This is a genomic window from Halomonas sp. THAF5a (genome assembly GCF_009363755.1).
Lineage (GTDB): Bacteria > Pseudomonadota > Gammaproteobacteria > Pseudomonadales > Halomonadaceae > Halomonas.
In genome coordinates this window covers 856,628-877,866 of the sequence record NZ_CP045417.1, presented here as the reverse complement: position 1 = coordinate 877,866, position 21,239 = coordinate 856,628, and the positions used below count along the sequence as shown (strand labels likewise).

Sequence of the window (21,239 nt, the reverse complement as noted above, 5' to 3'; positions counted from 1 at the left end):
TCTCGAGGCAGTATGTTAGGCTGCCGACAACATGCCCTACAGGATGCCGTCATGACGCCGCAACCGCCACCCGCACCCCGCAATGCCGACGGCAAGACGCGGCGCATCGGGGTGGAGATCGAGTTCGCTGGCCTGCCCCCGCAGCGCACCGCCGAGCTGGTCCAGTCGCTGTTCGGCGGCGAGATCGAGGTCCTGAGCCCCCACCGGCTCAAGGTCGTCGACGGCCGCTGGGGCGATTTCGGCATCGAGCTCGACACCCAGTACGCCCACCCCGACCAGGCGCGGATGGCCGCCGAGGACGCCCTCGACAGCGAGTGGGAGCGCATGCGCCGGGAGTTCCACGCGCGCACCCGCGAGCTGATCGGCGACATGGTGACGGGCCTGGTACCCACCGAGATCGTCTGCCCGCCGGTGCCCTGGGACGAGCTGGACGAGCTCGACGCACTCTTCGAGGCGCTGCGCCAGCACGGTGCCAAGGGCAGCGACGCCAGCCTGCTCTACGGCTTCGGCCTGCACCTGAACCCGGAGGTACCGAGCCTCGGGGTCGACAGCCTGCTGGCCCACCTGCGCGCCTACCTGCTCACCGCCGCCTGGCTGCGCGAGCAGATCCACGTCGACATCACCCGGGAGGTGCTGCCCCATGCCAACCCCTTCCCCCGGGCCTACGCCCTCAAGATCCTCGACCCGGACTACGCCCCGGACCTCGAGACGCTGATCGCCGACTACCTGGAAGACAATCCGACCCGCAACCGGGAGCTGGACATGCTGCCGCTGTTCGCCCATCTCGCCCCCGACTTTCCCCACGAGCTGCTGCAGAACCGGCTCGTCAAGCCGCGGCCGACCTTCCACTACCGGCTGCCCAACGCCCAGCTCTCGGAGCCGGGCTGGGGCGCGGTGACCGAGTGGAACCGCTGGCTCGAGGTTGAGCGGCTGGCCGCCGCCCCGGAGACCCTGGCCGAGCGCGGCGCGCAGTTCCTGGCCCGCCACCGGCCCTCGGCGCCCCGCCGCTGGCTGATCCGCCTGCGCCGCTGGGTGGCACGGCAATGAGTCAGGCGCGCCCGCTGATCGGCATCACCACCTCCGACGCCAAGAGCCGGATCGCCTGGTGGTTTGACTGGTTCGCCGTGTGGCGCCACGGCGGCCGGCCGCAGCGCCTCTCGCCCTCGCGCCCGGTGCCCGACCACCTCGACGGCCTGATCATCGGCGGCGGCGACGACATCCAGGCCCACCTCTACGACGCAGAGATGCACCTGGACGTGCGCGTCGACCCCCAGCGCGACGAGCTGGAACTGGAGCTGCTGGAACGCTTCATCCCCCGGGGCACGCCGACGCTCGGGATCTGCCGCGGCGCCCAGCTGATCAACGTGCACCTGGGCGGCACCCTCGACCCGGACATCTACACCACCCACGAGGGGCTCAAGCGCCGGCGCACCGTGCTGCCGCGCAAGACCGTGGACATCGTCGCCGACAGCCAGCTCTACCGCATCCTCGAGGTCACCTGGTGCCGCATCAACAGCCTGCATCACCAGGCCGTGCAGAAGACCGGTCGCGGCATCGAGATCGTCGCCCGGGACCGCGACGGCCTGGTGCAGGGCATCGAGTCCCGGGAGCACGACTTCCTGATCGGCGTGCAGTGGCACCCCGAATGGCTGATCTTCAACCGCCCCCAGCAGCGCCTGATCCGCGCCCTGGTGGACGCCGCCCGTCGCCGTCGGGTCCGACGCCCCGCCCCCCAGACGGCCGACGCCGGCTCGACCTGAGCGCGCCCCATGCCCATCCGCTCCCACGTGCCCACACGCAAGGGGGCCGCCCGAAGGCGGCCCCCTTGCATTCCTCATTCGCCACCGCGCCGCTGACACCGGCCGTGGCGACGGGCCCTTGCCCCTTGACTCAGTTCTCGAGCTTGGCGTCCAGGGTGATCTCGGCGTTCAGCAGCTTGGAGATCGGGCAGTTCTCCTTGGCGCCGTTGGCCGCCTCCTCGAAGGCCGCCTGGTCGGCGCCCGGCACCTTGCCGCGGGTGACCAGGTGCACGGCGGTCACGGAGAGGCTCTCCGGGTCCAGGGTCACGGTCGCCTCGGTGTCGATGCTGTCCGCCGTGAAGCCGGCCTCGCCCAGCACCAGCGAGAACGCCATGGAGAAGCAGCCGGCGTGGGCGGCCCCGATCAGCTCCTCGGGGTTGGTGCCCTCGGCGCCCTCGAAGCGCTTGCGGAAGTCGTAGGAGACGTCCTTCAGGGTGCCGCTGCCGGTGGACAGGCTGCCGCCACCATCCTTCAGGCCGCCCTTCCACTGTGCGGTCGCGGTATTCTTGATGGTCATGTGTTCTCCTCGTCGGTCAGGGGTTCGATCAGGCAAGCCACTACACCATAGCCCCGCAGGGCCGCCCGTGGCCACACCGCACGATGGTATCGTCGACGGCGTGCCACCAGAATCATTGGAAAACACTTCCAGAAACAGGAGATCCCATGTCGAGCACGCCCTCCGTCACCCTCGCGGCGACCGACCACGAGCCCGCCGTCACGCTGCCGGCCATCGGCCAGGGCACCTGGTTCATGGGCGAGGGGCTGGCCCCGCGCCGCGACGAGGTGCACGCCCTGCAGCACGGCCTGGCGTGCGGCCTGCGCCTGATCGACACCGCCGAGATGTACGGCGACGGCGGCGCCGAGGAGGTGGTAGGCGAGGCCCTCCAGGGGCGCCGCGACCAGGCCTTCCTGGTCTCCAAGGTCTACCCCTGGAACGCCGGGCGCGACAGCGCCATCGCCGCCTGCGAGGCGAGCCTTGCGCGCCTGGGCACCGACCACCTCGACCTCTACCTGCTGCACTGGCCCGGCGGCGTGCCGCTTGCGGAGACCCTGGAGGCCTTCGAGCGGCTCCGCGACGCGGGCAAGATCCGCCGCTTCGGGGTCTCGAACTTCGATGTCGACGAGATGGCCACGCTCACGAGCCTGCCCGGCGGCGACGCCTGCGCGGTCAATCAGGTGCTCTACCACCTGGGCTCCCGGGGCATCGAGCACTCGCTGCTGCCCTGGCAGCGAAAGCACGGCATCCCCACCATGGCCTACTGCCCGCTGGCCCAGGCCGGCGGGCTGCGCCGAGACCTGCTCACTCACCCGGAGGTGACCGATATCGCCGCAGCGCTCGGCATCACCCCGGCCCAGCTGCTGCTGGCCTGGGCGATCCGCCCCGTCCGCGGCCAGCAAGGCGATGCCACCCGGGACGTGATCGCCATCCCCAAGGCCACCGGCCTCGACCACGTGGCCCAGAACGCCGCCGCCCTGTGCGTCGAGCTGGACGAGGCGAGCCGCGCGCGCCTCGATGCCGCCTTCCCGCCGCCGAGCCTCAAGCCGCCGCTGGATATCGTCTAGCCGCGGGCCTATCGAGCGACGGGCGGCGGGCGGCAAGAGCGACGGGAGCCTAGCCGCGCAGCCGGGCCAGCGCCTCGGCGAGCGCCTCATGGCCCAGCTCGCGCATCGCCTCGACGTTGCGCGCGGGGATGCCCTCGGGGTCGGGATGATGCGCGAGGGCCCGCTCCAGGCCCGCCTCGCGCAGCAGGTGCCACATCGGCCAGGGCGAGCGGTTGGTGAAGTTGGCGGGATCGTCCGGCTCGGCGTCGGCGAAGACGTAGTCCGGATGGAAGCTCGCCAGCTGGAAGGTGCCCTCGTAGCCCTGATCGGCCAGCAGCGCCTCGGCGATCTCGAGCAGGTCGAGGTAATCGTCGAAGTCCTCGAGCCCCTCGGTGAGCACCAGCAGGGTCGTCTCCACCTCGGGATTCGCCTCCAGGTGGCGGCACTCGTCGAACAGCGCCAGCAGCGCCGCCTCGCGGTCGCGGGCCGGCACCGCCACGGTGCGGATGCTGTCGCGGGCCACCTCGCGGCCGGCGAAGGGGCAGACGTCGCGGGCGACCACGAAGGTCTCCACCCAGGCGCGGGTGGCCGCGAGGGGATCGGGGCGATTGGCGGTCATGGGCGCTCATCCAGGCTGGAAAGGGGCCGCCATGGTCCGCCGCCCGACCGCCGTTGGCAAGCCACGGTGCCACGACGCAGTGATAAGCCGGGGACAGGTCGAAGAGAGGGTCCTACGCCATGGATGGCGTCGGTAGCGCCCAGGGACGGGTTTACAGCGCCCTCTCGCAGACCTGTCGGCGGCAGACCGGGCTCCTCTTGTCACTTCCCTTTCTTGAAGTCACGCCGCGAAGCGAGCCGATCGGCCAGCCGCGTCGGTTCCGGCAGCTTGGTGCGCCCCAGGCAGGCCACCACCCAGTCGAGCGCGGTGGCCAGCGACACCCGATGCCCCGGCGAGACGAAGATCGGCTTCACCTTCGCCCGCGAGCGCAGCACCGCGCCGATCGTCTCGTCGTCCGGGCCGTCCACCAGCGGCGTCCAGTCGCCTCGCGCGGGGCCGGGCTCGTCGTGGCGGCCGCAGAGCCGCGTCTTGGCCACGCCGATGGTCGGCAGGTCGAGCCACAGCCCCAGGTGGCTGGCCACCCCGATCCGCCGCGGATGGGCGATGCCCTGGCCGTCGACCATGGCAAGCTGCGGCCGGGTGGTGAGCTTCTCGAAGGCACCGAGCGCCGCCGGCACCTCGCGAAACGACAGCAGCCCCGGCACGTAGGGCATGCGGGTCGGCTCGCGATGCACCACCCGCTCAACCACCGTGAAGGTGCCCTCGGCCGCCGGCGGCCAGGCCAGCACTACCACCGCGGCCCGGGTGATCGCCCCGTCCTGCTCGAAGCCGATGTCCACGCCGGCGAGGTGGCGCACCGGGTCCAGGCGATCCTCCCGCTCCACGCATCCCGCCAGGCGCTTCTGCAGGGCGATGGCCTCCCGCGAAGCGAGGTTCCAGTCGTGCAAGGGGGTGTCGGGCATCGGGGCTCCCTGAAGTGTCGGCATCGCTCGGGTTAGACTACGGCTTTTGCCGCGTGACGGACCACCGGGGAGCCGACCTTGAGACTGATCCACACCGCCGACTGGCACCTGGGCCAGAGCTTCCACGGCCAGGAGCGCCACGCCGAGCACCGCGCCTTCCTCACCTGGCTACTCGATACTCTGGTCGAGCGCGACGCCGACGCCCTGCTGGTGGCCGGCGACATCTTCGACGTGGTCAACCCGTCGCTCGCCGCCCAGGCGCTGCTCTACGACTTCATCGTCGACGCCCACCGGCGCCTGCCGGGCCTCGAGATCGTGCTGATCGCCGGCAACCACGACAGCGGCAACCGCATCGAGCTGCCCGCCCCGCTGATGCGAAGGCTCAACACCCACGCCCTGGGCCGGGTCTACTGGCAGGACGACGGCGACCTCGATGCCGAGCGGCTGCTGGTGCCGCTCACCGACGCCGAAGGCGCGACCCGTGCCTGGTGCCTGGCGCTGCCCTTCCTGCGACCCGCCGAGGTGACCGGCGCCGGCATGCGCGCCGACATGGGCGATGACGAGGACGACGGCGCGCCCAACGACTACGTCACCGGCATCAACCGCGTGCACACCCGGCTGATCGAGGCCGCCCGCGCCCGTCGCGAGCCCGGCCAGGCGCTGGTGGCGATGAGCCACGCCCACCTGCACGGCGCCGCCGTCTCAGAGGCGAGCGAACGGCCCATCGTCATCGGCGGCGAGGAGTCGATCTCCGCCGCCCTCTTCCCGGACGACATCGCCTACGTGGCGCTTGGCCACCTGCACCGCGCCCAGCAGGTCGGCGAGGCGCGCATTCGCTACAGCGGCAGCCCCCTGCCGCTGGACTTCAGCGAGGTCAGCTATCCGCATCAGGTGGTCGAGGTGGTGCTCGAGGGCGAGGCCCTGGCCACCACCGAGGCGCTCCCCGTGCCCCGCCCGGTGGCCATGCACCGCGTCGGCCCCGCGCCGCTGGAGCGGGTGCTGGCCGAGCTCGAGGCCCTCGAGGACGATCCAGAGCAACCAAGGGACCGCTGGCCCTGGCTGGAGGTGCGCGTCGAACTCGAGGCCCCGATGCCCGACCTGCGGGCCCGGGTGGAGGCGGCGCTCGAGGGCAAGGCGCTGCGCCTGCTGCGCCTCGAGCGTCGCCTGCCCCGGGTCGAGGGCGAGGATGCCCCCGCCCGCATCGACCTGGAGAGCCTCGGCCCGCGCAAGCTCTTCGAGCGCACCTGGGCCGACCGCTGGGGCGAGCCGCCGGAGGCGGACGTGCTCGCCGACTTCGACCGGCTCTGCCAGGACGTGCTCGACGGCGACGAGGAGGTAACGTCATGAGGATCCTCGCCCTGCGTCTGGAGAACCTCGCCTCGCTGCCCGGCCCGCTCGCGCTGGACTTCACCGCCGCGCCGCTGTGCGATGCCGGCCTCTTCGCCATCACCGGCCCCACCGGCGCCGGCAAGAGCACCCTGCTCGATGCGCTCTGCCTGGCGCTCTACGGCGGCACGCCGCGGCTGCGCCAGGCGCCGGCCCGGGACAGCCAGGTCGACGACACTCCGGACTCCACCCTGACCACCAGCGACCCGCGCACCCTGCTGCGCCGCGGCACGGCGAGCGGCTACGCCGAGGTGGACTTCATGGGCCGCGACGGGCGGCGCTACCGCGCCCGCTGGGCGGTGCGCCGCGCCCGGGAGAAGGTCGCCGGCAAGCTGCAGAAGGCCGAGCAGTCGCTGCGCGACCTCGACGACGACCGCCTGCTCACCACCCAGAAGCGCGAGTTCGAGCGCCTGCTGCCGGAGCGCCTGGGGCTCACCTTCGACCAGTTCACCCGCGCCGTGCTGCTCGCCCAGAGCGAGTTCGCCGCCTTCCTCCAGGCCGACGACAACGAACGCAGCGACCTGCTCGAGCGCCTCACCGGCACCGCCGAGTACTCGGCGATCTCCATGGCCGCCTACCGGCGCGCGAGCACCGCCAGGAAGGCCGTCGAGGCGCTGGAGGCCAGGCTCGCCGACGACCGGCCCGCCGAGCCCGAGGCCCGGGCCGAACTGGAGCAGGCGGCTGAGGCCACCCAGCGAGCGCTCACTGACCTGCAGGGCCAGGCCACATCGCTCCAGGCCCGGTGCCGCTGGCACGACGACGATGCCCGGCTGCACGAGGCCTATCGCCAGGGCCTGGCCCAACAGCAGAGCGCCGAGGCCGACTGGCAGGCGCTGGCCGAGGCGCGCGCCGACCGCGAGTGGCGCCGGTTGATCGCCCCGCAGCGCCATGCGCTGGCCCGCCGGGCCGCCCTGCCCGACGAGATCGCCGGTCTGGAAACGAGCCACGCCGAGACAAAGCGAGCGCTCACCGACGCCGAGCGCGAGCAGGCCGAGGCCCGCGAGGCCCTTGATGCCCGCGAGCGCGCCCTGACCGAGGCCACCGCGGCGCGCCGCGAGGCCGAGCCCGCCCTGCGCGAGGCCCGGGAGGAGGCCCAGCGCCTTGCCACCCACGAGAAGCAGCTCGCCGACCTGGAGGCGGCCCGCAGCCGGCATCAGGCCGAGGCCGAGCGGCTGGGCCAGGCGCACCGCTCGGCCAGCGAGGCCCAGCAGGCGCGTCAGCGACAGCGCGACGACTGGCGCTCGACCCTCGAGCGGTTGGTGGGCACTCACCCTCGCCTCGATGCCGCTCGCCAGGCCGCTCAGCAAGAACACGACCAGGCGGCCCGGCGCCACCTGGCGCTGGGCGAGCTCGCCAGTCGCTGGCAGGAGCTTGGCCGTGCGGAGCAGGAGCTTGCCCAACTCACCCGCCGGCTCGGCGACGACGAGACCCGCAGGAACACGCTGCTGACCGAAGGCCAGAGCGCCCGCCAGGCCCTGGACCGCGCACAGGTCCACCTCGACAGCGTCGGCGCGCTGATCGATCGCAGCCGCGCCGTGCGCAGCGAGAGCGTGGCGCGGCTGCGCGAGGCCCTCGTCGAGGGCGAGCCCTGCCCGGTGTGTGGCGGTCACGATCACCCCTGGCGGCAGCACCCGCCGGCCACGCCGGAGGCCGCCCAGCTCGAGGCCCAGGAGGCGGAGGAAACCCGCCAGCTCGACGCGGCTCGCGAGGCGCGCGACGCGGCCCAGAAGAAACGCGACGAGCTTTTCGGCGAGTATCGCGCCGTGGAGGCCGCCCTCGCCCGCCACCGGCAGGACAATGAAACGGCCGAGCGGCAGCGCGACGCCGCCCGGGAGGCCCTGGAGGCGCATCCCCTCCAGCACGAGCTCGCCGCCAATGATGCGAGCGAGCGGAAGGAGTGGCTCGAGGCCGAGCGCGAGGCGAGCGAGACCCGCCGCCGCGAGGCGCGAGAGCGCCTGGACGAGCTGGCCCGGGCCGAGGCCGAGCTCGCCCCGCTGGAGCAGGCGCTGCAGGAGGGCCATGTCGCCCTGGCGCGCCTGGAAGCCGAGAGGCAGCATGCCGACACGGCCCTGGCCGAGCTGGACGAGCGGCTGCCGCCGCTGCGCGACGAACGCGAGACACTCGCCCGCGGACTCGCCGCCCGGCTCGGCGAGCACGCCTCGCCGGACGCCTGGCAGCAGCACCTCGACGCTCGCCAGGAGCAGGCCCGCCAGGCCCGCGACGCCGCCCAGGCGCGTTGGCACGCGGCCCAGCAGGCGCAGCAGCGCCTCGCCCAGCGGGTCGAGCACGAGGCCGAGCGGCTCGAGGGGCTTCACCGGGAGCGCGACACCCTCGCCCGGGAGCTTGCCGACTGGCGCGCGGCGCACCCCGAGCTGACCGACGCCACCCTCACGCGGCTGCTCGCCCAGTCCGACGAGGCGGCCCTAGACGAGGAGCGGCAGATCGAGGCCGCCGACCAGGCCCACCAGCGCGCCGCCGCCACCCTCACCGAGCGCCGCGACGCCCTGCTGCGCCATCGCCGCGACCAAGGCCTGATCGAGGAGACCGAGGAAGTGAGTCGCGAAGACGACCGCGACAAGGCGCTGCTCGGCGACGCCGTGGCCGACGAGCTGCGCCGCCGTCGGGAGGCCCTGGAAGAGGCCCAGGCCGACCTGGCCCCGCGCCTGGACGAGGCCCAGCAAGCCCGCGACGCCGCCGCCTTCGCCCTGAGCGATGACGATCGCAAGCGGGCGCGGCGCAAGGCCGGCCAGGCCGAGCTGGAGGCCGCCCAGGCCGAGTTCCGCCGCTGGGGCCAGATCAGCGAGCTGATCGGCTCCGCCGACGGCAAGGCCTTCCGGCGCATCGCCCAGGCCTACAACCTCGAGCAGCTGCTGGAGCACGCCAACGCGCACCTGAGCGGCCTTAGCCGCCGCTACCGGCTGGTGCGGGGCGGCAGCCCCCTGGGCCTGCTGGTGGTGGACGTCGACATGGGCGACGAGCGCCGCTCGGTGCACTCGCTCTCCGGCGGCGAGACCTTCCTGGTCTCGCTGGCCCTGGCACTGGGGCTCGCCTCCATGGCCTCCGGCGAGCTCACCATCGAATCGCTGTTCATCGACGAGGGCTTCGGCAGCCTCGACCCGCAATCCCTGGCGCTGGCCATGGAGGCACTGGACGGCCTACAGGCGCTGGGCCGCCGGGTGGGCGTGATCTCCCACGTGCAGGAGATGCACGAACGCATCCCGGTGCAGATCCAGGTGGAGCCGCTCGGCAACGGCACCAGTCGGGCGAAGCTGGTTGGCCACTAGCCGCGCACGGTGTGCCAGCTCGGCCTTGGCTGCGTCGGCCCAGAGGACGGCAAGATCGCCCTCGCGGCGCGGGGCAATGCGATACGGCACCTGCTAACCGGTCACCCGTTCGAAGGTAATGACCATCTCCAGCACCAAGACACTCTGCCCGGTGCAACGGCAGCACGGCGTACGCTCGGGGAACACTATCAGCCAGGCCAAGAAGTCTTCCAATAGCCAACCGTTCAGCTGCTGCCAGTGTCGAAGCGATGTAACTCTGGGTGAGGTTGCAGGGTTAGTTGCCGCAAGCTAGCTTATTCTCATTATCATCTCGGAGATCACTCGCATGGTCGGTCAATTGACTCTGCTCATGCTGTGGATCCCTACTGTTGCGTTCGCTCAGCTTAGCGCGGCACCTGCTGTCGCCCAGCAGGGTGCGACCGTTGAAGGCCCGCGCATCTTGACGATCGATGATGGGGCGATACCGCGCGGCTGGACCGAGCGCTTATCAGAGCGGGCCGCTGAACTCCCCGATTTCGACCCTTCCGGGTATCGCCGCCCCGATTTTCTGCCCGAGATTTTCGCCGAACGGTTCAATAGGGCGCCGGCGCGCGGCCTCGACAACACCCGCTACTGGGCAACCTCGCTGGCCGACCTAGCAGCCGCCTGTCCTGCGCTCGGACTCGACAGTGTATCGCACGAGGCGCTGCCCTATATCTTTGCCTCCGCCGCTGACTTATTCGAACGGTTCCAGTCAGGCAACCTATCGGACAGCGAGATCTTGCAGGCAGGCTGGGTGGCGATTCTCGGGATCAATGCTTCTAACGCCTGCAGTTGGGACTCCTCCGGTTCCATGACGCGCGATCAGGCACAGGCAATGTGTGACGACGCCTCGGCTGCGCGAAGAGACTTGGGTGTACTGCCATCGCCGGATGCGCGGTGGGATGTGGCGCTTTTTCTCGACCGCTATGGCTGCAACTCTCCTCAGGCAAGGCATCTGGCTGAAGGATTACGAGATTTCGGCCGCGGAGCACCTGGCCGAATGTTCCGGTCTGCCAGACTGCCGCCCGCCGATACGGCGGAGGGCGGTGCCTATCGCGAGATCATCAGGAACTGTAACCGCAAAGCCTTCTCGGAAAAGGACGCCGCCTGGTGCGGTTGCTATGTCGACACGCTATACCGCCTTTCCCCACCGCAAGCAACGGTCGACGCGCTCGCCAGCGACCCGTTCGCGGGCGCGAGCCCCATCCACCGCATTACCGCGCTGCCCGGCGGAGACGCCGTCTTTGAGTGCACCGCTCAGCACTTTCGAGCAGGCGATCCGCGTGAGTCCTACCGCGAGAAGCCAACGGCCTGCCTTGTCGCAGAAAACCCGCGTGACGACGGACGTACCGACTGCGTCTACCGCGCGGCCTGGGGAACGTTCTTGATCCCCGACGAGGTTTGTCGCCCCGAGTTTACCTCACGGAGCTGGGGCAGCGTGGAGGTCGATTGCGCGACCGGTGGTACGGTTGCTGCCGCGCCAGAAGGGGCACGGCGCTGGACGCAGGGTGTCTACACCACAATCGATTGGGAGAACGCCGTTCCCGACGACTTCGAACCACCGCTCCCTAAAGACGCCCGCGATAACTGGCCCCTGCAAATGCGGTTCCTTACCCGCAAGGAGCCTGGCCAGCTTACCCGACAGAGCCTCGGCGAAATATCGGAATTTGAAATCTTGCGCAGAGTGATCATGCCTAACGACCCCATAGCCGAGGCCTTTCCCGGCGCCTTCAGTACCTTGCGTGCAGAAGGAGCGCTGGTGCTGACCTGCACTTGGACGACCGGACGTGGGAGCACGATGCTTGGTCATTACTGGTACGAAGAAACGCCAGGCTATGTCCAGGACGAGGCCTACCCGCCAGTTCTTGCAGAGCTCTTCACGCCAATTGGGGAGGGACGAGAAAGCTGTCCGAGCCGAGCGCCCGAATAAACGCTCAAGTGGCCCTATCGAAGCGCCTGCCAATTGATTTGATCCTACCCATCAATCGAGAACACTGATCTAACTAATCATCCGGGGCCCTACACCTGACCGCCCCCCTCTTCCGCGAAGCCGAGCGACTCGTGACGCGCGTCCGGCAGGGCGCGGTGGTTCAGGGCCTCGAGCTGGAGCTGGATCTCTTCGCAGAGATTGCCGCTGTAGAGCATGGAGGTCTCCATGTTCTTGTAGGGCCCGCTCCTCGCGGCGCTGGCCCAGTTGAAGGAGCCCACGCATATGAAGCGATCATCGGCCATGATCAGCTTGCTGTGCACCCCCTTAACGACCCGCACCCTGATTCCCTCCTCCTGCAGGGCGTCCCGGCACTGGTCGAGCCGGGCGGCCTTCTGGGCATCCGTCCGGTTGGCGCTGGTGGTGTTGAAGTGGTGGTCCACATAGACGCTGACCTCCACCCCACGCTCGACCGCCTGTGTGAGGCACTGCAGCAGCCCGGTCTCGCGCAGCCGCTCGAGGGAGATCCACGGCGAGACGAGCGCCACGCGCAGGCGCACGCGCTCCAGCAGCTGGCGGATGCAGCGGTCGTGCGCCTCGGCGTCGTTGATGACCTGCGGCGAACGGCATAGCGCCAGCAGGTCGGGGCGCGCGCGATCGATGGTGAAGGCCTGGGCGTTGTCCTCGTCGGCGAACAGGTAGCGGCCCAGCAGGTGGCGCGGCGAGCCGGGGGCGGCCCCCGCAATCACGTCCATGTCGCCGAACACCATGAAGCTGTCCTTGGCGCGCGACACCGCCACGTTGAGCATCGAGGGGTCACGGTCGATGAAGCCGCCGTCGTCGTGACGCGAGTAGACCGCCGAGAAGAGGATCACCGGGCGCTCGGCTCCCTGCAGGGCGTGCACCGTGCCGACGGTCACGGCGCGCTCGTCGCCCGCGACCGGGATATCGCGGGTGCGGCACGCCGCCTGGATCAGCAGGGCCTGGGCCTTGAAGGGCGTCACCACCCCCACGATCTCCTGCAGCGGCGCCCCGTGCCGCTCCTCGAGGGCGCCGCGATGCGTGGCCAACCACTCGGCGAGGGTCTCGGCCTCCTGCCGGTTGATGCGGCTGCCCGAGGGCAGCGACTCGACGCGACCGTCGACGTGTACATAGGAGAACGGCGGCCAGGTGGGGTCCCTGGGGGGCGTCTCCCGCCTGGGCAGCAGCAGGCCGCGATAGCAGAGGTCGTTGCAGTAGGCGATGATCGCAGTCAGGCAGCGCCGATGCTCCTGCAGGAACATGCCCGGCTCGGCCTCGTCGAGGTAGCGGTAGCGGCTCGCCTGCTGGGCGATGCGCATGACGCTGCCGTCGACCACGCTGCGCCCGGTCTCGCGAAGTTCATCGTAGTGCTCGACGCACTCCAACAGCGCCTGATGACGAAGGTTACCCACGTCGACCGCCTCGACCTGGGTGGAGACCGGCTGGATCTGATGCACGTCGCCGATCACCAGGGCGCGCTTGGCCAGCGCGAAGGAGGCCCCGGCCACCTCGGGTGCGACCTGGCCCGCCTCGTCGATGATCAGCAGGTCGATCTCGTTCTCCAGGTACTCCTGGCGATAGCGATCCGGCCCCTCGTACACCGAGTGCATCATATGGCTGGGTAGAGAGTGCAGCGTCGAGACGATGCAGGGGGTCAGCTTCATGCGCCGACGCCAGCGGGGACGTACCGCCTTGAGGCCGGTCTTCTCGGCTCGCTGGGCCTCCTCGGCCAGCACCCGTGCCTGGGCACGACAGTCCTCCAGCCAGCGCGCCTCCCAGTAGTGGACGGCCAGACGAAACAGCGAGTAGCGCAGGGAGGTATCCAGCGACGCGTCGATGGCCGCCAGATCGTCGGGGGCGACGTCCGCCGGCAGCAGGGTGCGCAGCCGCGCGGCCTCGGCGGCGCGCTCCTCCAGCAGCGCCTGGCGCTCCTCGATGTCCCCGAGCAGCCGCTCGCCGCGCGCCTGACGCTCCTCGAGCCAGGCCCGCAGGGCCGCCTCCGGAGACGCTTGGGCGGCCTCGTGGATGATCGCCCTGGCCCGCTCGTCGAGGGACTCGTCGATGAAGAGCTCACGCTGCAGGCGGCGACGCCTCGCGACCGGCGGCAGGATGCTGAGCAGCGAGAGCCACAGCGACTCGTCGGCGCAGAAGCGCTTCCACTGCCGCAGCGCTGCCTCGATCGCGTCCCGCTCCTCCTCCAGCGCCGCGAGCGTGCGGCGTGCCTCCTGCTGCCTGGCCTCGGCGTCCTCGCCCAGGCGCTCCGCCAGCTCGCTGAGCGTGTCCCAGCGATGCCGGATGTCGACCAGCCGGTCTCGCATCGCCACTAGCTCGCCATGCAGGCGTCGACGCACCGAGGGCACGTCCTGCAGGGCCTCGTCATCGAAGGCCGCCCGGGCCCGCGACAGGAAGGTCCCCTCGGCGCCCTCGAGGTAGTCGGGGCGCTCGAGACGGCGGTAGAAGGCGGGGGTCTGGTACTCCCTGGCGGCCTCGTCCTCGCGGCTGCGGGCCGGATAGAAGCCGCCGTAGCTGTCGACGCCCGGCAGCCAGCGGCGGCCCAGGGGGCCGTCGCCCTCCTCGAAGTCCTTGGCGAAGGCCGCGAGGATGTTGGTGACCGCCTGATTGTTGGTCGAGGCCGCCACGATCAGCGGCGGTTCGGCCTCCTCGAGCGCCGCCCCGACCCACAGCGAGGCCACCACGGAGAGCACGAAGGTGGTCTTGCCGGTACCCGGTGGCCCGTTGATGGCGAGGATCTCGCCCTCCTCCATCGCCATGGCCTGCGCCAGGGCATCGCGCTGCGCGCGGGCCAGGGGATAGGCGGTGTTGGCATGCCCCAGACGGGTATCCAGCCGAGCCAGCGCCTCGGTGCAGGGGCGATACTGCGCCTCCGGGCATGCCAGCGCATAGCGCTCCAGCAGCGGCCATGCCCGGGGCGTGGCGCCGAGCCAGTCATAGAGATTGAGGATATGCCGGGCCGCCCCCTTGGCCTGGGGCTCCACCTTGAGCAGGCGCGCCTCGCCCAGGTTCTCGAAGCCGCTCCTGAGGCGCTCGAGGTCGACCAGCTGCTCGAACAGCCGGCGCGAGACGCGATAGTAGGCCTGCCAGAGTATCTCGTGGCGCTCGGCGCCCTCTCCCTCGAGCAGTGCCGTCGCCTCCTGCTCCGACCAGACGCTCACCGCCTCGCGGGTCAACAGCCGGTCCTGCGCCTCCACCTCGCCCAGGGTGAAGCGATCGTCGGCCTGGGGGCTCAGCAGGTCCCGGGGAATCACCGGCGGCTCGGCCGGCAGCATATCGCCCTGGCGGGAGACCCACAGCACGCAGGTCAGCGGCGTCACCACCTCGGGGTAGAGGGCCTGCTTCTGCGTGCCATGCTCCTGACGCGAGCGGTAGACGGCGGGGCGCAGCACCACGCGCACCAGCCGCGTCTCCTCCGGCTCGCCCTCGAACAGCTCGGCCAGCAGCGGGGCCGACGACGGGATCCGCCCGTTCCTGTAGACGGCCGTCTCCACCGGGCTCAGCGCCTTGAGCTCCTTCTCACCGAGGGCCCCGCGGCCACTCTCGGCGTCCGCCAGGGAGTTGCGCCAGTAGCGCAGCCACTGGGAAACCGAAGGAACTGGGGTGGCGTCGCTCATGCCGTTTTCTCGCTTCTTGTCGCTCGTGGGGGGATGGGGGCGCAGCCATGAAGGCTGACACCAAAGCGGGCTGAGGACTAGCTTTGTCACCCTACGAGGTTGCTTAAAGGGCAATACGGCTACCGGCTCGAGGCTGTAGCCCCTGGGGCAATCGCTGCTGGATATGGCGGGTCGTGAGCGCGTGTCGATGGCATCGACAACTCCAACCGACATGTCGAAGGAAACGGATTTTTTAAACATGTCTGGTCGACATGTTTACTGCATCGACACATCCATGTGACGTGTCGAAAACAAACGCACTCCGTAAACATGTCGAAGCGAGTTGGCACTTCAGGCGCCTGCGGCGCAATTCGCGGTGCAAGCACCGCTCCCACAAGGAGTGGAGCTAGCCCGCGAGGAAAGGCATCAGGCGGAGCGGCGGCCGCTGGGGTCGAGGATCTCCCTAGCCATCTCGCGGCCGCGGGAGGTGAGCCGCAGGGCCTCGCCCTCGCGCACGATCAGCCGCTGGTCGCTGCCGCGCTGCACCACCCGGGCGGCCTTGGCGGCGTCCCAGCGCAGGTGGTCGCGCAGGGCGCGGATGACGTTCTCCTCGCCCTGCTCCGGTTCGCCCTCATGGTTGAAGAGGTGCACGGCGAGGGTGCGGATCTCGTTGTGGCGACGCTGGCCGCGGCGGCGCAGCAGCTGGGCGACCACGCCGTAGCGCGGCCCGGCGAGGAAGGCCAGCATCAGGAAGACGCCGGTCATCACCGCCATCATGCCGCCGATCGAGACGTCCCAGGCCACCGCCAGGGCGTAGCCGCTGACGCTCGAGGCGATGGAGACGGCGATGCCGTAGAGGAACATCAGCCACAGCCGGTCGGTGAGCAGGTAGGCCGTCGAGGGCGGCACGATGACGAAGGCGACGAAGAGCACCGCCCCCACCGCGTCGAAGGCGGCCACGGCGGTGCCGCTGGTCAGCAGCAGCAGCGCGTAGAACAAGAGCCCCGGCGCCAGGCCGAGGGCCTTGGCCAGCGCCTCGTCGAAGGTGGCGAGCTTGAGCTCCTTGAAGAACAGCGCCACGAAGGCGGCGTTGAGCAGCGTCATGGCGCCCATGGAGAGCAGCGAGCGCGGCACCCGGTAGTCGCCGAGAGTCACGGTATCGAGCCACACGAAGCCGATCTCGCCGAGCAGCACGGTGTGGGTGTCGATGTGCACGTCCCGGGCGTAGAGGTTGAGCAGCAGCACGCCGATCGAGAACAGCACGGGAAAGACCAGGCCGATGGCGGCGTCCTTCTTGACCCGCCGGGTGCTGACCAACAGCTCGGTGAGAAACACCGTGAGCACGCCCGCCAGGGCGGCGCCGAGGATCTGCACCGGGCCGCTCTGCTGATGGGTGATCAGCCAGACGATGACGATGCCGAAGACGATGGAGTGGCCGATGGCATCCGAGAGCATGCTGGTGCCGCGCAGCACCAGGAAGGTGCCCACCAGGGTGGAGGCGATGCCCACCAGGGCGCCCACCAGCATGATCTGCAGAGGCACGTTGTCGAGCAGGGCGGCGAGCATCAGGCGTCCTCCCGGCCGAGGGCATCCAGCACCCGTTCGGCCTCGGCGATGCCCGCCGGGGTCAGCACCCAGCGCCGGGCCGGGCCCGGCTCGCCGGGCGGCGAGGCCTGCCATGCGGCGAGGCCGCGGTGCTCGAGCTGGTGCAGCACGGCGCGGGTGCGCAGGCCGTGGTAGGTGTCGAGCATGCCCTGCTCCGTGCGGTAGACCGGGTCGTCGTGGTGCACGGCGAGCCGGTAGAGGGTGGTCAGCACCTGCTGATGGCGCAGCCGGCGCCGCGCGCGCACCCGGCGCAGCGCCTCCCAGAGGAAACCGCGCTCCGGCGCCAGGGTCATCGACACCAGCACCACGCCGGAGACGCTGAGGATGATCAGCGGCCCCGTGGCGAGCCCCCGGGAGAGCGCGCTCAACAGCGCGCCGAAGATGCCGCCGGCCACGCCGATCAGCGCGGCCAGCAGCACCATGTCCTCGAGGCGGCGGCTCCATTGGCGGGCGGCCACCGCCGGGGCGATGATCATCGCCGCCATCAGCACCACCCCGACCATCTGCAGCCCGACCACCACGGCCAGCGCCACCATCACCGTGAGCAGCACCTCGAGCCAGGCCACCGGCATGCCCAGGGAGGTGGCGAACTCGGGGTCGAAGGAGACCAGCTTGAACTCCTTCCACAGCGCCGCGACCAGCGCGAGGGCCACGGCGGTGATGCCGCCCATGATCCACAGGTCGGAGCGAAGGGTCGCCGCCGCCTGGCCGAACAGGAAGGCGTCGAGGCCGCCCTGGGAGGCGTTGTTCATGCCCTGGATATGGGTCAGCAGCACCACGCCCATGGCGAAGAAGACGCTCAGGGTGATGCCGAGGCCGGCGTCGGTCTTGAGCCGGCTCATGCGGGTCAGCAGCAGCATCACCAGGGCGGCCAGCGCCCCGGTGGCGAGCGCCCCGAGCAGGATGCTGCCGATCTCCCGGGTGCCGGCGATGATGAAGCCCAGGCAGACCCCGGGCAGCGCCGCGTGGGACATGGTGTCGCCGAGCAGGCTCTGGCGGCGCAGCACCGCGAAGGTGCCGAGCACCCCGCTGACGAGCCCCAAGAGGGCCGCCCCGGCGACGACGTTCTGGATGGTGTAGTCGGAGAGCAGCTCGACGACGCTCATTCGGCCCGCTCCGCGGGCTCGGCGGCCGCGTCCCCGGCGGGGAAGGTGGCCTGGTCGAGCAGGGCGATCTGGCCGCCGTAGGCCTGGCGCAGGTGCTCGGCGGTGTAGACCTCGGCGACCGGCCCCTGGGCGATGACCCGCACGTTGAGGATCAGCAGCCAGTCGAAGTAGCTGCGCACCGTCTGCAGGTCGTGGTGCACCACGATCACCGTCTTGCCCTCGTCGCGCAGGCGGCGAAGGATGTCGACGATGGCGCGCTCGGTGGTGGCGTCGACCCCGGCCATGGGCTCGTCGAGGAAGTAGACGTCGGCCTTCTGCACCAGCGCCCGGGCCAGGAACACCCGCTGCTGCTGGCCGCCGGATAGCTGGCTGATCTGGCGGCGGGCGAAGTCGGCCATGCCGACGAGCTCCAGCGCCGCCATCGCCTCGTCGCGCTCGCGGCGGCCGGGGCGGCGCAGCCAGCCCAGCCGGCCATAGAGCCCCATGGTGACGACGTCCAGCGCGGTGGTGGGGAAGTCCCAGTCGACGCTCGAGCGCTGCGGCACGTAGCCCACCCGGCGGCGCTGGGCCTTGTAGGGCCGGCCGTGCAGGGTGACGTGGCCCGCCACCGTGGGCACCAGCCCCAGCACGCTCTTGATCAGGGTGCTCTTGCCGGCGCCGTTGGGGCCGACGATGGCCGCCATCACCCCGGGCGGCACGTCGAAGTCGATGTCCCACAGCACCGGCTTGCTGTGGTAGCTGACGGTCAGGTCCTCGACGTGCAGGGCCAGATCCGGTTCGTGAAGCGTGGTCGACATGGGCTCTCCCGCGGGATGGCGGTTCCAGGGGCAGTGATAGGTAAAACGGCGGTCAGTCCGCGGGGATCTCCCAGCGCTCGGCCCAGTCCGCGAGGGGCGCGGGCAGCGTAACCGGCTCGCCGCCGAGCGCCTCGACGATGTGCCGGGTGTTGGCGTGGAGCATGCCGATGTAGGTGCCGCCGACGGTGCCCGCCTCGCCCATGGCATCGGAGTAGAGCTGGCCGCCGATCTCGACCTCGTGGCCCTTCTCCCGGGCGGCGTCGATCACCGCCTGGACGGTGCGCGGGTTGATGGTGCTCTCGACGAACACCGCGGGCACCTCGCGCTCGATGACCACCTGGGTCATGCGGCGGATGTCCGCCACGCCGGTCTCGGTCTCGGTGCTGATGCCCTGGATGCCGGCGACCTCGATGCCGTAGGCACGACCGTAGTAGTTGAAGGCGTCGTGGGCGGTGACCAGGATGCGCTGCTCCTCGGGAATGGTCGCGATGCTCGCCTCGATCCACCCGTGCAGCGCCTCAAGCTGGGTGGCGTAAGCCTCGGCGTTGGCGCGGATGTCGGCCTCGCAGTCGGGACGCACCTCGACGAAGGCGTCGGCCAGGGTGGGAATGATCTGGGCCCAGAGCGAGGCGTCCATCCACAGGTGCGGGTCGATGCCATAGACGTCCTGCACGGTGATCAGGCTCGCCGTGTCGATGGACGACGGCGCCACCGCCACGGTCGGGGTGATCTCGGCGAAGCGTTCCAGCACGTTGCCGAGCTGGCCCTCCAGGGAGTAGCCGGAGTAGAAGATCTGCTCGGCCTGCTGCAGGGTCGCCACGTCCCGGGCGCTCGCCTGGTAGAGGTGGGGATCGACCCCGGGCCCCATGATCGCCGAGACGTCGGCGCACTCGCCGCCCACCTCGCGGGCCACGTCGGCGATCATGCCAATGGTGGTCACGGTGGTCACCGGCGGCTCGGCCGCCATGGTCTGCCCGCTCAGCGCCAGCGGCGCCAGCAGGCCGAGTGTGCTCTTCCAGCGTCTCATATGCCCTCTCCGTGAACGTGATCACCGTCGACAATATAGCCTTTGCTATATCTCAGCAGAGTATACATTTCTTATCGACCCGATAGTGCCCTTCTCAACATGGACGCGATGGCGTGCTGGGGTGCCGCGAGGGATGCCGTCGACGCCCTGACTCGCTGCGCGACGGCGTGTCAGCCCTCGTCGAGGAAGCGCTCGAGGGCGGCCAGGGTCTCGCCGCTGACGTGGTGCTCGATGCCCTCGGCATCGAGTCGAGCCGTCTCGGCGCTCACCCCCAGCTTGCGCAGGCAGGCTTCGACGAGGCGGTGGCGCCGCCGGCTCTCGGCGGCGAGGCGCTCCCCGGCCTCGGTCATGGAGATCCCCCGGTAGGGGCGCTTGACGATCAGCCCCTCCTCCGCCAGGCGCTTGAGCATCTTGGCCACGGTGGGCTGGGCGACGCCGAGGCGACGCGCGATATCGATCTGCCGGGCCTCGCCGGCGTCGGCGATCAGGTCCGAGATCAGCTCGACATAGTCCTCCGCCAGCTCGGTGCGACGCGCATCGCGCGCCTTGCGAAAGCCCTGCACGTGGCTATCCGGCTCGATGAGTCGCCCATGGCGGTGAGGCAGCGCTGATGTCATCGGATCCTGACCTGACGGGATAACGAGCTGGCGGGAAAGCGTGCGCCCTGAACCCCTCATGATGCCTGCTGGCAGCGAGATTGCAATTTCGTCGGCGCCGCGGCGGCCTGTCGGCTCGCTCGCCAGTCGCGCCCCTTCAGGCAGGGCAAACCGCTGCCTATCGAGCCTTCACACAGGTGATCAACCTGCACCAAGAGGGCATCTGGTATGCCTATAACCTGGTATGCTTATTGCTTAATAGATCACGAGGGCCTACCCGGCCCGAGAGATCACGGCGCCCTACCCGGGCGCCGGGCCAAACAAGGAGAAACCTGATGTCATCCGATCCGGTTACCCTGATGGTGGCGCGCCGCGTGGCCCGCGGCCGCTACCGCGACTTCACCGCCTGGCTCGAGGAGGGCCGCGAGCTCGCCTGCGACTTCACCGGCTACCTGGGCTCCGGTGTGCTGGCTCCGCCACCGGGCGAGGATGAGTACCAGATCATCTTCCGCTTCCGCGACGCCGAGACCCTGGCCACCTGGGAGCACTCCGCCTCGCGCCGCGCCTGGCTGGCCCGCGGCGAGGGGCTCTTCGAGGCGCCCCACGAGCACCGTGCCACCGGCCTGGAGGGCTGGTTCCAGGACGCCACCGGCCAGGCGCCGCCGCGCTGGAAGCAGGCGATCGCCATCTGGCTGGCCTTCTTCCCGGTCTCGCTGGCGTTCCAGGCGCTGTTCGGCGAGGCGCTCGCCCCGCTGCCCCTGCTGCCACGGGTGCTGATCGCCACCCTGATGCTCACCCCGGTGATGGTCTTCGTGTTCATCCCCCTCTCCATGCGCCTGCTCGGGCCGTGGCTGCGCGGCGAGCTCACCCCCTTGGCGCTCTTCCGCCGCCGGCTGCACCAGCGCAGGGCATGACGCCCCGCTGCCCTCTTGAGCGGCTCGCCATTTACGGCTAGGGTCCAGGTGCCGCCGCAGAGCCGGCGGCACCATGGCCATGTCG

General features: G+C 70.4%; 16 protein-coding genes. 7 read left to right on the top strand and 9 right to left on the bottom strand.

What is annotated here, in order from left to right; translation table 11 throughout:
- Positions 1-51 precede the first annotated feature (51 nt).
- Both FIU83_RS03955 and FIU83_RS03950 read left to right on the top strand, forming a co-directional pair.
- Positions 52-1,047, top strand: a complete 996-nt coding sequence (locus FIU83_RS03955) for an amidoligase family protein (RefSeq protein WP_152482867.1) — start codon at positions 52-54, stop codon at positions 1,045-1,047.
- Complete coding sequence (locus FIU83_RS03950) at positions 1,044-1,760, top strand: gamma-glutamyl-gamma-aminobutyrate hydrolase family protein (RefSeq protein ID WP_152482866.1); 717 nt, start codon at positions 1,044-1,046, stop codon at positions 1,758-1,760. Before FIU83_RS03955 ends, FIU83_RS03950 begins: the two co-directional genes overlap by 4 nt.
- A gap of 130 nt (positions 1,761-1,890) precedes the next feature.
- Here the strand turns inward: FIU83_RS03950 and FIU83_RS03945 are convergent, their stop codons facing one another.
- Positions 1,891-2,316 carry an OsmC family protein gene (locus tag FIU83_RS03945; protein WP_152482865.1) on the bottom strand — a complete coding sequence of 142 codons (426 nt, stop codon included), beginning with the start codon at positions 2,314-2,316 and terminating at the stop codon, positions 1,891-1,893.
- 146 nt (positions 2,317-2,462) lie between these two features.
- Here FIU83_RS03945 and FIU83_RS03940 point away from each other — a divergent pair, with 146 nt between their 5' ends.
- Positions 2,463-3,362 carry an aldo/keto reductase gene (locus tag FIU83_RS03940; RefSeq protein ID WP_152482864.1) on the top strand — a complete coding sequence of 300 codons (900 nt, stop codon included), beginning with the start codon at positions 2,463-2,465 and terminating at the stop codon, positions 3,360-3,362.
- Positions 3,363-3,411: 49 nt separating this feature from the next.
- Here the strand turns inward: FIU83_RS03940 and FIU83_RS03935 are convergent, their stop codons facing one another.
- Positions 3,412-3,960 carry a DUF1415 domain-containing protein gene (locus FIU83_RS03935; protein WP_152482863.1) on the bottom strand — a complete coding sequence of 183 codons (549 nt, stop codon included), beginning with the start codon at positions 3,958-3,960 and terminating at the stop codon, positions 3,412-3,414.
- A gap of 200 nt (positions 3,961-4,160) precedes the next feature.
- The gene (nfi, locus tag FIU83_RS03930; protein ID WP_152482862.1) at positions 4,161-4,862 is read right to left on the bottom strand and encodes a deoxyribonuclease V; all 702 of its coding nucleotides are present in this window, start codon (positions 4,860-4,862) and stop codon (positions 4,161-4,163) included.
- Between the two features lie 78 nt (positions 4,863-4,940).
- Between nfi and FIU83_RS03925 the strand changes: the two genes are divergently transcribed.
- The 3 genes from FIU83_RS03925 (at position 4,941) to FIU83_RS03915 (ending at position 11,483) form a co-directional block, all read left to right on the top strand.
- Positions 4,941-6,209, top strand: a complete 1,269-nt coding sequence (locus FIU83_RS03925) for an exonuclease SbcCD subunit D C-terminal domain-containing protein (RefSeq protein ID WP_152482861.1) — start codon at positions 4,941-4,943, stop codon at positions 6,207-6,209.
- On the top strand, positions 6,206-9,532 hold the full coding sequence (locus FIU83_RS03920) for an AAA family ATPase (RefSeq protein ID WP_152482860.1): 3,327 nt from the start codon (positions 6,206-6,208) through the stop codon (positions 9,530-9,532). Before FIU83_RS03925 ends, FIU83_RS03920 begins: the two co-directional genes overlap by 4 nt.
- A gap of 325 nt (positions 9,533-9,857) precedes the next feature.
- Complete coding sequence (locus FIU83_RS03915) at positions 9,858-11,483, top strand: hypothetical protein (RefSeq protein WP_152482859.1); 1,626 nt, start codon at positions 9,858-9,860, stop codon at positions 11,481-11,483.
- An 89-nt stretch (positions 11,484-11,572) separates the two neighbouring features.
- Here FIU83_RS03915 and FIU83_RS03910 read toward each other — a convergent pair whose 3' ends face one another.
- The 6 genes from FIU83_RS03910 to mntR form a co-directional block, all read right to left on the bottom strand.
- The gene (locus FIU83_RS03910; protein ID WP_172976008.1) at positions 11,573-15,130 is read right to left on the bottom strand and encodes an AAA domain-containing protein; all 3,558 of its coding nucleotides are present in this window, start codon (positions 15,128-15,130) and stop codon (positions 11,573-11,575) included.
- Between the two features lie 405 nt (positions 15,131-15,535).
- A complete protein-coding gene (locus FIU83_RS03905) occupies positions 15,536-16,675 on the bottom strand; it encodes a metal ABC transporter permease (protein WP_152482857.1) in 1,140 nt (379 codons plus the stop codon).
- A complete protein-coding gene (locus FIU83_RS03900; protein WP_152482856.1) occupies positions 16,675-17,820 on the bottom strand; it encodes a metal ABC transporter permease in 1,146 nt (381 codons plus the stop codon). Before FIU83_RS03900 ends, FIU83_RS03905 begins: the two co-directional genes overlap by 1 nt.
- Positions 17,817-18,617, bottom strand: coding sequence for a metal ABC transporter ATP-binding protein (locus tag FIU83_RS03895; RefSeq protein WP_152482855.1), 801 nt, complete (start codon positions 18,615-18,617; stop codon positions 17,817-17,819). The genes FIU83_RS03900 and FIU83_RS03895 overlap by 4 nt, the downstream gene beginning before the upstream one ends.
- 52 nt (positions 18,618-18,669) lie before the next feature.
- A complete protein-coding gene (locus tag FIU83_RS03890) occupies positions 18,670-19,644 on the bottom strand; it encodes a zinc ABC transporter substrate-binding protein (protein ID WP_152482854.1) in 975 nt (324 codons plus the stop codon).
- Between the two features lie 170 nt (positions 19,645-19,814).
- On the bottom strand, positions 19,815-20,261 hold the full coding sequence (mntR, locus tag FIU83_RS03885; protein ID WP_152482853.1) for a manganese-binding transcriptional regulator MntR: 447 nt from the start codon (positions 20,259-20,261) through the stop codon (positions 19,815-19,817).
- A 314-nt stretch (positions 20,262-20,575) separates the two neighbouring features.
- Here mntR and FIU83_RS03880 point away from each other — a divergent pair, with 314 nt between their 5' ends.
- On the top strand, positions 20,576-21,154 hold the full coding sequence (locus tag FIU83_RS03880) for an antibiotic biosynthesis monooxygenase (RefSeq protein ID WP_172976007.1): 579 nt from the start codon (positions 20,576-20,578) through the stop codon (positions 21,152-21,154).
- Positions 21,155-21,239 lie beyond the last annotated feature (85 nt).

What these genes read in the sequence shown, in the direction of transcription:
- FIU83_RS03955 (WP_152482867.1), top strand. Translation starts at nt 52, where the DNA reads ATGACGCCGCAACCGCCACCCGCACCCCGCAATGCCGACGGCAAGACG.
- FIU83_RS03950 (WP_152482866.1), top strand. Translation starts at nt 1,044, where the DNA reads ATGAGTCAGGCGCGCCCGCTGATCGGCATCACCACCTCCGACGCCAAG.
- FIU83_RS03945 (WP_152482865.1), bottom strand. Translation starts at nt 2,316, where the DNA reads ATGACCATCAAGAATACCGCGACCGCACAGTGGAAGGGCGGCCTGAAG.
- FIU83_RS03940 (WP_152482864.1), top strand. Translation starts at nt 2,463, where the DNA reads ATGTCGAGCACGCCCTCCGTCACCCTCGCGGCGACCGACCACGAGCCC.
- FIU83_RS03935 (WP_152482863.1), bottom strand. Translation starts at nt 3,960, where the DNA reads ATGACCGCCAATCGCCCCGATCCCCTCGCGGCCACCCGCGCCTGGGTG.
- nfi (WP_152482862.1), bottom strand. Translation starts at nt 4,862, where the DNA reads ATGCCCGACACCCCCTTGCACGACTGGAACCTCGCTTCGCGGGAGGCC.
- FIU83_RS03920 (WP_152482860.1), top strand. Translation starts at nt 6,206, where the DNA reads ATGAGGATCCTCGCCCTGCGTCTGGAGAACCTCGCCTCGCTGCCCGGC.
- FIU83_RS03915 (WP_152482859.1), top strand. Translation starts at nt 9,858, where the DNA reads ATGGTCGGTCAATTGACTCTGCTCATGCTGTGGATCCCTACTGTTGCG.
- FIU83_RS03910 (WP_172976008.1), bottom strand. Translation starts at nt 15,130, where the DNA reads ATGAGCGACGCCACCCCAGTTCCTTCGGTTTCCCAGTGGCTGCGCTAC.
- FIU83_RS03905 (WP_152482857.1), bottom strand. Translation starts at nt 16,675, where the DNA reads ATGCTCGCCGCCCTGCTCGACAACGTGCCTCTGCAGATCATGCTGGTG.
- FIU83_RS03900 (WP_152482856.1), bottom strand. Translation starts at nt 17,820, where the DNA reads ATGAGCGTCGTCGAGCTGCTCTCCGACTACACCATCCAGAACGTCGTC.
- FIU83_RS03895 (WP_152482855.1), bottom strand. Translation starts at nt 18,617, where the DNA reads ATGTCGACCACGCTTCACGAACCGGATCTGGCCCTGCACGTCGAGGAC.
- FIU83_RS03890 (WP_152482854.1), bottom strand. Translation starts at nt 19,644, where the DNA reads ATGAGACGCTGGAAGAGCACACTCGGCCTGCTGGCGCCGCTGGCGCTG.
- mntR (WP_152482853.1), bottom strand. Translation starts at nt 20,261, where the DNA reads ATGACATCAGCGCTGCCTCACCGCCATGGGCGACTCATCGAGCCGGAT.
- FIU83_RS03880 (WP_172976007.1), top strand. Translation starts at nt 20,576, where the DNA reads ATGTCATCCGATCCGGTTACCCTGATGGTGGCGCGCCGCGTGGCCCGC.